Raw genomic sequence first — 15,075 nt, 5'->3', positions numbered from 1 at the left:
GAATGTGATATGATAAGAAGAAACAACGGTGTCATCGGAACTATTTTTCTTCTCCTCGTCCTTATATGCACTACTTTAAATGGACAGGAAAAGAAGACCATGTATGGTAACACATCTGAAGAGATGTTCCCTTATCATAAATTTCAAAAGGCGTATAAATATCATTTTATAGAACCTGTCCAATTTTATGGAGCAGGTCGCGAAAAGCAACCCCCCAAGGACCTGACCGAAATTCGGATAGGATTTTTAGGTCCTTTGGAAGGTTCACCGATTGTAACCCTAGGGCAACAAATGTTGAATGGTTCCATATTGGCCTTGGAAGAAGCTAATGATCAAGGGGGGTATAACAACCTCCCTTTTAAACTCATGGTACATAATGATGTCGGACTCTGGGGTGCTGCGGCCAACGAAGTCGTTCGTATGGATGAGGAGAAGGTATGGGCCTGGTTGGGTTCCATTGATGATATTGTTTCCCATGTCGCTTTACGGGCAACGTTGAAAATGGAGATTATGATGGTCAATACCGGTGATCCCGATCCGACATTTACAGAGACCAATATACCTTGGTTAATTCGGGTTATCAGTGATGACAGACAAAGTGGTTACGCCTTGGCATCGTATATTTTTGATGTGATGAATCACGAGCGGGTAGCGGTAATACGCTCCAATGAACGATATGGCCGAGTGGGTATCATGGAATATTCAGGGTTTGCCGTTAGAAAAGGACACCCTATGAGGATCGAGGAACGGTTCGATATGGGGGAAACGGATTTTACCATGCAGCTCGAAAACATCAAGAAAATAAACCCTGATGCCATTCTTATTTGGGGAAACGCCAAGGAATCCGCACTGATTTTAAAACAAATACGATCAATGGGAATGAGACAGCCCGTCTATGCTTCCGATAGGACCGTTTCCCAGGAATTCCTGGATATTGCTGGGGATGCTGCTGAAGGACTGGTAAGTACCTGTCCCTATAACCCGGAAGCGGACAATCCCAAATTAAAAGAATTTCAGAAAGCGTATACCAAACGTTTCGGTATGCAACCCGATGTATTTGCGGCCCATGCATATGATGGGATGAACTTGATTGTTAAAGCCATAAAAAAAGAAGGGTTGAACCGGGTACTGATTCGGGATGTATTGACCGATTTAAAATCGTTTCAAGGATATGAGGGGGTTACCGGAAAGATTATCCTTGATGGAAGCTGGAATGATATCGGAAAGATCTTTATGGCCAAAGTGAAGGATGGTAAATTCGTGTACTCCCCAGCACCCGATCTAGAGCCGGAAGGTCAAGGCAATAAAGGACAACACGGAGGGCAATAGCATTATGGGGGTCAACAAAACCATTCTAAACACCATTCTATTTTATGTTTTTTTTGCCCAAATGGTATGCGCACAACATACTGAGGTAGAAGATGTGATCACCATAGGCTTGTTGGTGAACGACGATACCTCACAGGCAGCAAGGAATGCAGCGGAACTGGCCATACACATAGCGAACAAGGATCAAGGTTTGAACGGCAAGCAATTCAAGGTGGTCACCCGCTCTATGGAAGGGCCATGGGGTACGGGATCCAAAGAGGCTGTAAACTTGGTCTTTAAGGAAAAGGTATGGGCCCTTTTAGGGTCGCATGATGGTAGAAATGCCCATTTGGCCGAACAGGTAATCGCCAAGACCAGGGTGGTTTTCTTATCTGCGTGGGCAAGTGATCCAACCCTTTCACAAGCATACATCCCATGGTTCTATAATTGCGTGCCGAACGATATCCAACAAGCGGAAGTCTTGGTCAACGAAATAGTCAATGTTCAAAAAACAAATACAATTGCGATAGCCGTACAGGAAGATTATGATGCCAAAACGGCCTTGAAGTACTTGGAAAAACAGCTCGTGGATAAGGGAGGGCCAAAACCTTTGATCCAAACTTTCGCTCAGTGTTTAGACCATACTGGAGGATTTATGGGGGAATTACGGAATAAAGCGGTAGAAGCCCTAATAATCTTAGGTGATCCGGAACAATCTTGGGAGCTAATGGGGGTATTGCGCAAGAATGGGGTAAAGCTACCATTTTATGGAACCATCCCCATGTTGGGGGTACGGGACCTAAGTATCCCAGAACGTGGGAATCCATCGGATTTAACAATCTTGTATTCAGGAAATTGGTTAAAAACGAATACCTTGCAATCACAGCATGGGGCAGTAGGGCGTGATGCTATTTCCAATGCTATGGCGGCTTATACATTTGATGCCATGAACGTGCTGATAAACGCGATCAAAGCTTCTGGGTTTGATCGGGATAAAGTCTATGAAACCATGTCCAAGACTGATTTTGAAGGTGTAACAGGGAATGTCCAATTCGATAAAAACGGCAATCGCCGTAGTGATTTGAAATTGGTGGGAATCGCTAACGAAGATACTACTTCCCAAAAACAATAAATCCACGTATATTTACTTTTTATAAAATTATAGTTCGATGAAAAGCACCTATTTTTTCCTCTTTCTTTCCCTGCTATCAATGACAACATTTGTGGGTTGTAAGGAGAGTGCCGAAGAAAAAAAACAAAAAGCAATAGAGTTGATATCCACCCAAACCATGGGGCTTGCTTTTTTAGAGGCATTTAAGTTGGAAGAGGCGGAGACTACCTTTCTCAAATACATTGAACTTGCCCCGGACAAGAAAATGGGGTATGCCAATTTAGGATTGGTGTATTTACGAATGGGTAAATACGATGAAGCCAAAGAACAACTTGCCAAGGCTATTGATATTGATGGGAAGGATGCCGATATCAATTTGATCTTGGCGACGGTATACCAAATGGATGACGATAAGGATAAGGCCATCGCCGTGTTGACGAACTCACTTGGGTTTGCCCCAGATCATGCAAAGACCTTGTATATGCTTTCAGAGTTATACGCCACATCACCCGATACGGAAACCCGAAAGACGCGCGAGAAATATGTTCTTCAACTGGCAGAAAAAGTACCTGATAACATAGTGCCCGCCTTGGAACTTACGGAATTATTCATACGGGGGGGCGAAAGCGATAAAGCTATTGCCCAATTGGAGAATATACAAAAGCAATTTCCGGAATTCCCAAAGGAAGCGGTTGATTATTTTAGCGATACTATAGAACTTCTTCGAGCTTCGGATACAGAAAAAGCATTAACATCATTTACGATTTTCCACAACTATCTTAAGGTAACATTTCCTTACCAATCGGGTATCAAGGACTTAAAGGGGACCCGGGGTTCGGTTATTGGTTTTCCCTTGGTCACCTATGACCTTAAGCACTCTCCGTTGACAGATGATACGGAATCTACATTGGACTTGATCAAGTTTACGGATGTCACTGGTGATGTAGGTTTGGACGCCGTACCGATTTACGATCTCGATGGGGGTATTGAATCACGGAACCCAACGCATGTTTCCATTGCGGATTATGATTTAGATGGCGATATCGACATGTATGTGGGGAGTTATGACCCTGCCGATTCCAGTTATAAACACTTCCTTTTCAATAACGATCTAAACTGGTTTTGGGACCTTTCCAAAGATGTTGGAATCAATCATTCAGGCATAGAATCATCCGCTGCATTTGCCGACTATGATAATGATGGTTTCCTTGATCTTTATGTCGTGAGGCCGGAGGGTGATAAATTATATCGCAATGCGGGTAATGGAAAATATGAGGATGTTACCACTGAGGCGGCAATAGGGGAGCGAACAGGTGGTACCAAGGTTTTGTTTTTTGACATGGACCATGATGGGGATTTGGATTTTTTCGAATTGAGCGCCAGTACCAATCTGGTTTATAGGAACAATGGGGATGGGACCTTTAAGGAACAGGCTGGGCCAATGGGGCTTGCCGGGGCCGATATACAAAGTAATGATGCCGCCTTTGGTGATTTTGACGATGATGGGGATTTAGACCTTTTCGTAGCCAACGAAAAGGCGAATAATAACCTGTACAGTAACCAAAGACAAGGGGTGTTTAAGGATATCTTGGAAAACAGCGCATTTAAAAACGACAAGGGAAGTACTTCCGTAGCGGTTGGGGATTGGAATAATGATGGTTTTTTGGACTTGTTCACAGCCGGTGACCATGAAGAAAGCAATAGGTTGTACATCAATCAACGGGATGCTGTCTTTGAACCGGTGCGTGACGCTGAAAAAATGTTCAAAGCATTGAAAGGCATAGCTGTTTTAGACTCCCAGTTCTTCGATTTTGATAATGATGGGCTTTTAGACCTCGTGGTTTCAGGGAAACCCAATCAAAAGAATGATCAAGGCCTTTTCCTATACCATAATGAGGGTGAAGGCAAATTTACCGATGTTACCCATTTACTGCCGGAAAGACCAAAATCGGCCAGACAAATATCACTTTTCGATTTTGAGGGTGATGGTGATCTCGATTTGGTCCTTTCGGGTTTGCATGGTGGTGTCTTTCTTTTACGGAACGATGGCGGTAACCTGAACCATTACGTCAATGTGAAATTAGTAGGGTTAAGGACAGGAAGTGCGAAAAACAATTATTTTGGAATAGGGGCGAAAGTCGAAATGCGTGCCGGTAACCTGTACCAAACCAAAGTGGTCAATGATCCGAATATATACTTTGGGCTCGGTAATAGGACCAAAGCCGATATTATCCGGATTACATGGACCAATGGCGTGCCCCAAAACATACTACTTCCAGAAAGTGATCAGTCCCTCATCGAGACACAAACCTTGAAAGGTTCCTGCCCCTTCCTGTATACATGGAATGGGGATGAATTTGTCTTTGTCAAGGATATTACTTGGCGAAGTGCATTGGGTATGCCGTTGGGGATCATGGGAGGTACGGCAAGATATTCCTTTGCCGACGCTTCGGATGATTACATTAAGATCCCTGGTGAAATGTTACAGGAAAAAGACGGTGCTTATATCGTACAAATGACCTCGGAATTATGGGAGACCATCTACATGGATAAAATGCAATTGGTGGCCATAGATCATCCGGCTTCAGTCGATGTTTATGTCCCGGAGCAGTTTTCACCACCTCCTTTTCCTGGGCTCGATATGATCAAGGTAAACGAAAAATATTTCCCGATCTCGGCAAAAGATGGTGATGGCAATGACCTTTTGTCCCTGATAAAAGAGAAGGATGATAGGTATATCGCTAATTTTATGCCCGACAAATATCAGGGGGTCACGGAAATGCACGATTTGATTCTTGACCCAGGGGCCAACATCCCTACAGATAATCTATGGTTGGTACTTAATGGTTGGATCTTTCCAACGGACGCCAGTATAAATGTAGCCTTATCGCAATCCGATGAATTGGTCGTAAAGTCACCGAGCATTCAGGTAATCAATCAAAAAGGGGAATGGGAGACCGTTATTCCGAATCTTGGTTTTCCAATGGGAAAAGATAAAAATGTAATCGCCGATCTCTCAGGAAAATTCTTGAGCAAGGACCGTAGGATTAGGATCCAAACAAATATGGAAATCTATTGGGACCAAATTTTCTTTGCCCAGAATAATCCCCTGTCAGAATCGAATACAACGATCTTGAATCCGACCGAGGCCGATCTACACTATCGGGGTTTCTCTGAAAGCTATAGAAAGGGAGGGCGATACGGGCCACATTGGTTCGATTATGGATCCGTGGATACGTCTACAAAATGGCGGGACCTAATTGGTAATTATACCCGGTATGGCGATGTGTTGCCACTGCTGACAGCATCGGACAATGCCTATATCATTTCGAATGCGGGTGATGAAACGACCATAAAATTCAATGCCAATGAACTGCCCGAATTAAAGGATGGATGGACAAGGGATTTCTTGATACACAGTGTCGGTTGGGTGAAGGATGGTGATTTGAATACCGCCCATGGTAATACGGTTCTTCCATTGCCCTATCATGGTATGGGTAGTTATCCGCCTTCAGAAAAGGATATATATCCCAATACACCCGAATTGCAAAAATACCATGCAACGTATAATACGAGAACGGTAACCAATGAGGGTTATCGAAATAGTTTAAAAACAGATAAGTAAATAATGAGTAACGTTTTTAGAAAAGTAATGTATTCCATTTTATTCGGATGTCTTCCTGTAATGCTTTGTGCACAAGGGAAAGATGTGAAATTCAAGGAGGTAACGGAAAAAGCGGGAATAGACTTTAAATATACTTTTGGGGACCGGCATTATGAGAATATTTTGGAAAGTAGTGGGTCAGGAATCACCGTTTTCGATTATAACAATGATGGGTTTATGGATCTTTATATGATGAACGGTACCTATTTGGAGGGGATATCACAAAAAGATGGTGCGGTGTATAAAAACACGGCCAACAAGCTCTATAAGAACAACGGTGACGGTACATTTACGGAAGTAGCAAAAATCGCTGGGGTCGACGATAGGCATTGGAGTATGGCGGCCGGGGCGATCGATATGGATAATGATGGGTATCAGGATCTCTACTTGTTGAATTACGGTCCGAATGTATTCTATCACAATAATGGGGACGGTACCTTTAGCGAACAAACCAAAAAATTGGGACTAACCGGTCCTGAAAAATTGAATGGCTTTGTAAAATGGAGTATCGGGGTTTCATTTTGGGATTATAACAAAGATGGAAGGTTAGATGCCATGGTAGGTAATTTTTTGGCCTTTGATCCTGAATACATTTCAACCCAAACCCCGGGAATGATGCCACACCCTTCGGAGTATAGGGGCCAGGCATCAATGTTGTATGAACAGCAGCCCAATGGTACGTTCAAGGAGGTTACCGAAAGGGAAAACCTCTACTATCCGGATTCAAAATGTATGGGATTAACGGTTTATGATTATGATGATGATGGTGATCTGGATATTGTTCAGGCCAATGACCATCACGAGAATTTTTTGTTCAGGAATGAGAATGGTACCTTTAAGGAGGTTGGTATCGCCAGTGGTATTGCCGTAAATAGTCAAGCACAGGTAACGGGTTCCATGCATGCGACCATAGGGGATGTCGATGGTGACGGATTGGTGGACATGCTTGTTGCCGATTTAAAATATGGGGCCCTTTACCGAAATATGGGCAATGGGCTATATCAGGATATTACAGAGTCCAGCGGTGTGGCCAGGTCCTTGGCTGGCAAGGGAAGCTGGGGTACGGCATTGTTTGATTATGACAATGATGGCGATCTGGATATTATTTCGGCAAACGGAACGGCGGAAGAACTGATCTTACAATATCCCGTGTTATTGGAAAATGATGGTAAAGGGAATTTCAGGGATGTGGGTAAAGAAGTGAGTCCGTATTTTTCAACGAAACGTTCCGGAAGGGGATTGGCCGTTTGGGATTATGACAATGATGGAAAATTGGATGTGATGATTTCCCATGTCGACTTAATGGCAACACCAACCTTGCTGCATAATGAAGGAGGCAATACCAATAATTGGTTAGGAATCAAACTCACCGGTAAAAACGGATTGGCTTCCGGAATCGGGGCTAAATTGACATTGAAAACAGGGGATAGGAAATTGGTTTGCATCAATCAATGGACTACCGGGTATTTATCCAATAATGAACCCAGGACCCATTTTGGACTTGGTAAATCAAGTATAATCAAGGAATTGGAAATAAAATGGCCTGATGGTAAAATAGAAGTCATTAAGAATATAGTGCCAAACCAATACCTGACCATAGCACAGGGAAAAGGAATATTAAACGAATAAAGGTAATTTCATAAAACTCAAGAAAATGAACAGTATGTACGTTAGTAAGGTGGTTGATTTGACCAATCATGAAAAAAATATAATTTATAACATGTCCCATGAAGAAGCCGTAGCGGTTGTCAAATCCGGGGACGTAGAGGCTGTACGTAATATTGACGGACAGTTTTCCTTGATTTCCGTAGAGGATAAGACCATACGAATGGCACGGTCGATCGGCCGTCCTTTACGTTATTTTATTGCGAAAAAGGCGGTAGGACCCCAATTGGTCATTGCCGAACGAATAGATACTATCTATGACTATCTTAAAAAAGAAGGAATGGATGATCAATTCCATCCGTCCTATACGCGAATGGTTCCGGCCCATTATATCACCAAAATAGAACTTTTGGGATGTCCGGATCCCAATCCCGTTTATACAAGATTCTTTACCCCTGAACGCAATAAGTATGAAGGGGGTAGTCTGGAGCAAATTGGTAAGGAATATATCACGGCCGTATACAATGAGATCAAGAAATGGCTTCAATACAGGGCTAAAACGGGTCCTATAGGGGTCACTTTCTCTGCAGGTATCGATAGTGGGTCGATATTCGTGCTAACCTATCATGCGCTAAAGGAACTTGGGGAGAGCCCTTCGAGATTAAAGGCCTTTACCTTGTCTGTTGACGGTGACGGGGCGGATTTGATGCAAGCCAGAAAATTTTTAAAAACGCTAGATCTTGAACTTTTCTTGGAACCCATAGAGTTGGATTACAATGCGTTGGATTGGAAAGAAGCGATTAGTGTGGTGGAGGATTATAAACCTTTGGACATTCAATCGGCGACTATGAGTTTGGCCTTGTTAAAAGGAATCAGGGAACGATATCCGGACTGGAAATACATTATTGATGGGGAAGGAGGGGATGAGAACCTGAAGGATTATCCGATTGAGGAGAATCCAGAACTGACCATTCGTAGTGTATTGAATAACTTAATGTTGTATCATGAAGGTTGGGGAGTAGATTCCATAAAACACTCCTTAACATATTCTGGTGGACTAAGTAGGGGGTATATGAGGACTTTCTCCCCTGCCGATTTACATAATTTCGAAGGTTTTAGTCCGTATACATTACCCAATGTGATTGAAATATCAGAAGGCATACCCTATATTGATATGACCGATTGGGATCATAAAAAATTATATGATCTAAAAGGACAGATAGTTTTTGAGGGGGTTAAGGCCGTTACAGGTATGGAAATGCCCATCTTCGAAAAGAGAAGGTTCCAACATGGTGTAGTTTCAAAGAATGATTTTGAGAAGCATTTCCCGGAAAAGGAAATAGCCTATAGAAAGCAGTTTTTATCAAAATATGAGTAAGGATTTCGAGGCTGTTTCATCGAATAAATGGATAGCTTCCGAAAGGGGAAACAAAAATACGGTCGATCATAATCGACCGTATGCTTGGTTGGTGGAGAAAGAGCGCAGTATTAATGGTGAAATTGAGGATACCGCCATAATATTCCTGACCAATAAGGAGTGCCCTTTCAAATGCCTTATGTGTGATCTGTGGAAAAATACCACGGACCGAACGGTACCTGTAGGAGCCATACCCCGACAAATTGAATGGGCATTGTCGCAAATGCCATCCGTAAAGCATATTAAGTTATATAATAGCGGGAGTTTTTTTGATGAAAAGGCGATACCGGTAGCCGATTATGGCAAGATTGCCACTTTGTTGGAAGATTTTGAAACCGTCATCGTGGAATCCCACCCTAAATTCATTACTGAAAAATGTTTGGGTTTTAGGGATATGCTTAAGCCTCAGCTTGAGGTTGCCTTGGGATTGGAGACCGTACACCCTGAGGTCCTTTTAAAGTTGAACAAAAGTATGACCCTTGGGGATTTTTCCAAATCGGTCGACTTTTTGTCGCAAAACAAAATTTCCTCAAGGGCGTTCATACTTTTAAAACCACCATTCCTATCGGAGGAGGAAGGCATCCAATGGGCCAAGAAATCCATTGATTATGCCTTTGGTTGTGGGGTGGAATGCTGTACGGTCATACCCGTTAGGGGTGGTAATGGGGCAATGGAGCATTTACATAAAATGGGCCATTTTGAAGTTCCTGAAATTCAATCCCTCGAAACGGTTTTGGAATACGGTATTCAACTTCAATTAGGAAGGGTATTCGCCGATGTGTGGGATTTGTCACTTTTTTCAAAATGTGATATTTGTTTGGAGCCCCGAACCAAAAGATTGGATGCTATGAATTTGACACAGACCATAGAAGAGGGGGTAACCTGTAATTGTAGACCAATTGCCTAAGATAATGGTGCAAAAAACCTTTGTTCAGGATTTTTTAAATTGTTTCTTACCTTGTTATGATCAAACTAAACGACCTTAAAAACCAGTCAGAATATGCCGTATAATTGTAAATTCAAACGCAAAAGCAACACTATGTCCCAGAAGGGAAATCGTGTGCTCCAATTTATAATCTGCCTGTTTTTCCTTAACTATTCCTGTACAAAGGAAAACGATGAAAATAAGATTTTCGAAAGTTTGGATGCTTCAAACACAGGTGTCGCATTTGAAAATATCCTCACAGAAACCGATTCGCTCAACTATTTTACCTTTCCCTACATGTATGAGGGTGGCGGTGTGGCTGCCGGTGATATAAATAATGATGGACTGATAGACCTTTATTTTACGGGCAATCAAGTATCGAATAAGCTATACCTAAATAAAGGAAACTTGGAATTTGAGGATATTACCGATAAAGCCGGTGTGTCTGGTGATAATCGATGGTACACGGGGGTCACCATGGCCGATGTGAACAGTGATGGTTTCTTGGACATTTATTGTTCGGTGGGGGGTAAGTACGAGCCAAGGATAAACCAACTCTTTTTGAACAAAGGGGACGGAACGTTTATTGAAAAAGGGGCTGAATTGGGTATAGACGATGGAGGGGATACCGTTCAGGTAACCTTTTTTGATTACGATAAGGATGGGGATTTGGATTTGTATGTGGCCAATTACCCTCCCACGCCCTTCACAACCCCGACCTATATCTATCTTCATTTAATGAAGAATTTCAAAAAACACCAAAGTGATCACCTTTATCGTAATGATGGGGATACCTTCACCGATGTGACCAAAGAGGCCAACCTAGGTAGTTATGGATTGTCCCTCAGTGCAACGGTAGGGGATTTGAACAATGATTCCTGGCCCGACTTATATGTGTCCAATGATTTTAATTCACCGGACTTTATGTACATCAATAACCAGGATGGTACATTCCGGGAAGTTGTAAAAGATGCTATGGGCCAAACGGCATACTATGGTATGGGTGCCGATATAGCCGATATTAATAATGATGGTTTTTTGGATATTAGTCAAGCAGACATGGATGGTGAGTCCGACCAACGAAGAAAGGCCAATATGGGTAATACCATGCGAAAGCTCTTCCAAGAACTTATTAATGCCGGTTTTCACCATCAATACGTACAAAACAATTTACAATTGAATTCAGGGGCTTTCAATGACGGCATTCCGTATTTCTCCAATGTTTCAAGATTTACGGGGACTTCATCGACGGATTGGAGTTGGGGACCTTTGATTGCGGATTTTGACAATGATGGTAAAAAGGATTTGTTCATCGCCAATGGTACACGAAGGGAAGTGAACAATAACGATTACTTTGATAACCTTCGGACAGCAAAAGTCACACAGGGTGATTTATTGGAAGGAAGTTTGGCCATCCCATCGGTACGATTGGATAATTATATGTTCAAGAATAATGGGGACCTTAATTTTGAACACGTCACTAAGGAATGGGGGGTGAGTTTCGCGGGATTTACCAATGGGGCTACCTATGCCGACTTGGATAACGACGGGGATTTGGAGATCATCACCAATAATATCGATGATCCCGCTTCCATTTTCGAGAATAAAAGTGCCAGCAAGAAGAACTTTATCAAAATCAGGTTTGAGGGAACCCCGAACAATTTGTTTGGACTGGGGAACCGGGTGTATGTGAAAACAGGGGAGCAGACCCAAATGCACGAATTGACATTGACCCGTGGTTTTCAATCCTCCGTGGCCCCGGAGATTATTTTCGGACTGGATCAAACACAAAAAATAGATGAATTAAAAGTCGTCTGGACCAATGGTACTTCCGAGATCCTAAAGGATGTTGCCGTAAATCAGACCTTGGTTTTAAAGTATGGGAACGCATCCCCAATAGCGGAAGAGCCTGCACCAGCTGCACCTTTATTTACGGATGTTACCAAGGATTTTCCGGAATTTAGGCATCAAGAAAATTATTTCGATGATTATTCAAGACAAGTATTGCTTCCCCATAAAATGTCTGCTTACGGGCCTGCCTTGGCTGTTGGTGATTTGAATAATGATGGGTTGGATGATTACTATATTGGTGGGGCCAGGGATTTACCCGGAACGATCTTTTTTCAATCTACGGAAGGTTTTACAAAGCAAGATGGCGAGGCGTTTGAGGAAGATAAACCTAGCGAGGATATAGGGGCCTTGATTTTTGACGCCGATCAAGACGGGGATAATGATCTGTATGTTGTTAGTGGTGGGTATGAATTTGAATTCAAACCTGAATTGCTACAGGATAGGTTATATGTGAATGATGGTAACGGACATTTTTCGAAAGCACCAGAATCAGCCCTTCCTGAAATGCTTATCAGTGGTTCTAGGGCCTACCATGCCGATTTTGATAAGGATGGTAAAGAGGATCTTCTGGTTTTGGGCAGACAGGTTCCAGGTAAATACCCTTTACCTACCAAAAGTTTTATCCTTAAGAATACCAGTACAAACGGAAATGTCAAATTCGAGGAGTATTCAACCTTTGTTGGGGATCAATTTGATTCACTCGGAATGGCCACCAGTGCAGTTATTACCGATTTCAACAATGATGGTTGGTTGGATGTCATGATCGTTGGGGAGTGGATGCCAATCAAGGTATTTGAAAACATCAAAACCGGCTTTAAGGATGTTTCCGGGGAAATGGGCCTAACCGATACCACTGGGTGGTGGTGGAGCATAAATGAAGGGGATTTTGACGGGGATGGTGATATGGATTATTTGGTTGGGAATAATGGGTTGAATTATGAATACAAGGCTACGGAAAATGAAACCTTCGATGTTTACGCCCATGATTTTGACAATAATGACAAGATGGATATTGTTTTGGCCTATTATGAAGATGGGGTGCAATATCCCCTCCGTGGTAGATTGCCTTCTTCACAACAAATCCCGGCCATTAAATATAAATACAAAACCTCAGAGGAATTTTCCCATGCCACATTGGAGGATGTGTATACCCAAAAAAGTCTGGATGAGGCCTTGCATTATCAGGTCAGGTCTTTTGCCAGCATTTACTTGGAAAATAAGGGAGGTACTTTTGAAATCCATAAGTTACCTTATCAAGCCCAACTTTCGAACATCAATCAAATTTTGATCGATGATTATGATCAAGACGGACATTTGGATGCGTTGATTGCAGGAAACCTCTACGGCTCGGAGATTGAAACGGCAAGGATTGATGCCGGTTACGGCCTCTTTTTAAAGGGTGATGGCAAAGGGGGTTTTGAGCCGGTTCCGGTTTATGAAAGTGGATTTTTTACTCCAGGCGATGTTAAGGATATGGGAACCCTAAAAGTGAAGGGGGACACCTATATCATTTTGGCCAAGAATGATGATTTCTTACAATTTGTAAAGGTCAATACCGATTCGCCAGTCCAGTAAACAAATTAAGGATGTTATCTTAGGGGAAGGTCTTTGGGTGAACCCACCTATACCAAGCTGCACCTCTATTTGTTGTTATTTTATCCATTATTGGGATTTGGGCCGACACTGCCATCCGATGCTTCCATACGCTCTTGTTGAATGAACCTCCCAATTTGTAGATTGGAAGTGCCACTTCATTGATTTGATTTCTGTAGGGATGATTAATACAGGTACTTTGATCCATAATTATAAAATAAAATATAATGGAATCAACAAGACAGACAATCAAAACAAATACGCTAAAGAATTGGGGTGCCCTTCTTTTTAGTTTGATGTTGATATCCGTTGCAATTTCATGCAGCGATGATAGTGATAACGATAACGTAGATGAAGGTACCGAAGAATCGGTGGATGGTAATTTGCCCGATATCACTGGATTTCCTATTGTAGATACGAATCAGTCTACGTATTATGATAATTCAACTTCGATGTCCACTCCTTCGGTAGGGGATGACTTTTACGGACAGGATGCCACTTACCAGGGAAACCAACCTTCTTATACCGATAATGGGGATGGAACGGTAACCGATAATGTAACAGGCTTAATGTGGCAGAATACTTTGGATCATAATCAGGACGGAACTATTGATTATGATGATAAACTCACCTATGATGAAATTTTAGCTTTAGAGGAAGGGAATTATACGTATGCAGGGTATTCCGATTGGCGTGTGCCTAGCATAAAGGAACAATACTCTTTAATGGCATTCAGTGGTCGCGATATCAGTGGTTACGAGGGTACATCCACAGACGGGCTAACACCCTTTATCAATACGGATTACTTTGATTACGCCTATGGTGATACCAATGCAGGGGAACGATTGATCGATGTGCAATGTGCGTCAACAAATGTTTCTGTAGGCAGTGCGATTGAAATGGTGTTCGGGGTCAATTTTGCCGATGGGCGTATCAAAGGATACGGGACAACCATGATGGGGCAAGACAAAGTTTTCAATTACCTTCTCGTAAGGGGCAACACCACATATGGCGTAAATGATTTTACCGATAATGGCGATGGAACCATTTCAGACGAAGCTACCGGCCTAATGTGGATGCAGGATGATAATGGGGAAGGAGTAAATTGGAAAGAAGCACTTAGTCATGCAGAGTCGATGGAATTTGCCGGATATACCGATTGGCGTTTACCCAATGCCAAAGAATTGCAAAGTATTGTCGATTATACACGATCACCACAAACAACCAGCTCAGCAGCTATTGATCCCCTTTTCAATAGTACACAAATTACGAATGAAGCTGGTGAGGCCGATTACCCATTTTATTGGAGCGGTACCACACATGCCAATTGGACATCGGGTAACGATGGGGCTTGGGGTGCTTATGTAGCTTTTGGTAGGGCTATGGGCAATGAAAGCATGCCTACTGGTCCTATGGGGGATACTTCAACGACAACGACAGACAGTAGTGCGGTAGATTGGACCGATGTCCATGGCGCAGGTGCACAACGCAGCGATCCCAAAGATGGAGACCCTGACGATTACCCAACTGGCAACGGTCCACAAGGTGATGCTGTAAGAGTATTCAATTATGTCCGATTGGTTAGAAATATAAATTAAGAA

The 15,075-nt window shown here is 42.6% G+C and carries 8 protein-coding genes; all 8 read left to right on the top strand.

Annotated elements, in window-relative coordinates; all coding sequences use genetic code 11:
- The first annotated feature begins 9 nt into the window (after positions 1 to 9).
- The gene (locus HPE56_RS08880) at positions 10 to 1,329 is read left to right on the top strand and encodes an ABC transporter substrate-binding protein (protein WP_188243414.1); all 1,320 of its coding nucleotides are present in this window, start codon (positions 10 to 12) and stop codon (positions 1,327 to 1,329) included.
- A gap of 4 nt (positions 1,330 to 1,333) precedes the next feature.
- Positions 1,334 to 2,440, top strand: a complete 1,107-nt coding sequence (locus tag HPE56_RS08875; RefSeq protein ID WP_188243413.1) for an ABC transporter substrate-binding protein — start codon at positions 1,334 to 1,336, stop codon at positions 2,438 to 2,440.
- A gap of 37 nt (positions 2,441 to 2,477) precedes the next feature.
- Positions 2,478 to 6,044, top strand: a complete 3,567-nt coding sequence (locus HPE56_RS08870; protein ID WP_188243412.1) for an FG-GAP-like repeat-containing protein — start codon at positions 2,478 to 2,480, stop codon at positions 6,042 to 6,044.
- Between the two features lie 3 nt (positions 6,045 to 6,047).
- The gene (locus HPE56_RS08865) at positions 6,048 to 7,712 is read left to right on the top strand and encodes a CRTAC1 family protein (protein WP_188243411.1); all 1,665 of its coding nucleotides are present in this window, start codon (positions 6,048 to 6,050) and stop codon (positions 7,710 to 7,712) included.
- A gap of 25 nt (positions 7,713 to 7,737) precedes the next feature.
- A complete protein-coding gene (locus tag HPE56_RS08860) occupies positions 7,738 to 9,066 on the top strand; it encodes an asparagine synthase-related protein (RefSeq protein ID WP_188243410.1) in 1,329 nt (442 codons plus the stop codon).
- Complete coding sequence (locus tag HPE56_RS08855; RefSeq protein ID WP_188243409.1) at positions 9,059 to 10,012, top strand: radical SAM protein; 954 nt, start codon at positions 9,059 to 9,061, stop codon at positions 10,010 to 10,012. Before HPE56_RS08860 ends, HPE56_RS08855 begins: the two co-directional genes overlap by 8 nt.
- Positions 10,013 to 10,144: 132 nt before the next feature.
- Positions 10,145 to 13,456: a VCBS repeat-containing protein gene (locus tag HPE56_RS08850; protein WP_188243408.1), complete on the top strand. Its 3,312-nt coding sequence runs from the start codon at positions 10,145 to 10,147 to the stop codon at positions 13,454 to 13,456.
- Between the two features lie 245 nt (positions 13,457 to 13,701).
- A complete protein-coding gene (locus HPE56_RS08845) occupies positions 13,702 to 15,072 on the top strand; it encodes an Lcl C-terminal domain-containing protein (protein ID WP_223170253.1) in 1,371 nt (456 codons plus the stop codon).
- Positions 15,073 to 15,075 lie beyond the last annotated feature (3 nt).

The organism is Maribacter aquimaris (assembly GCF_014596745.1).
Taxonomy (GTDB): domain Bacteria; phylum Bacteroidota; class Bacteroidia; order Flavobacteriales; family Flavobacteriaceae; genus Maribacter_A; species Maribacter_A aquimaris.
The sequence above is the reverse complement of the archived record's forward strand: the minus strand, read 5'-3'. Positions and strand labels throughout refer to the sequence as shown.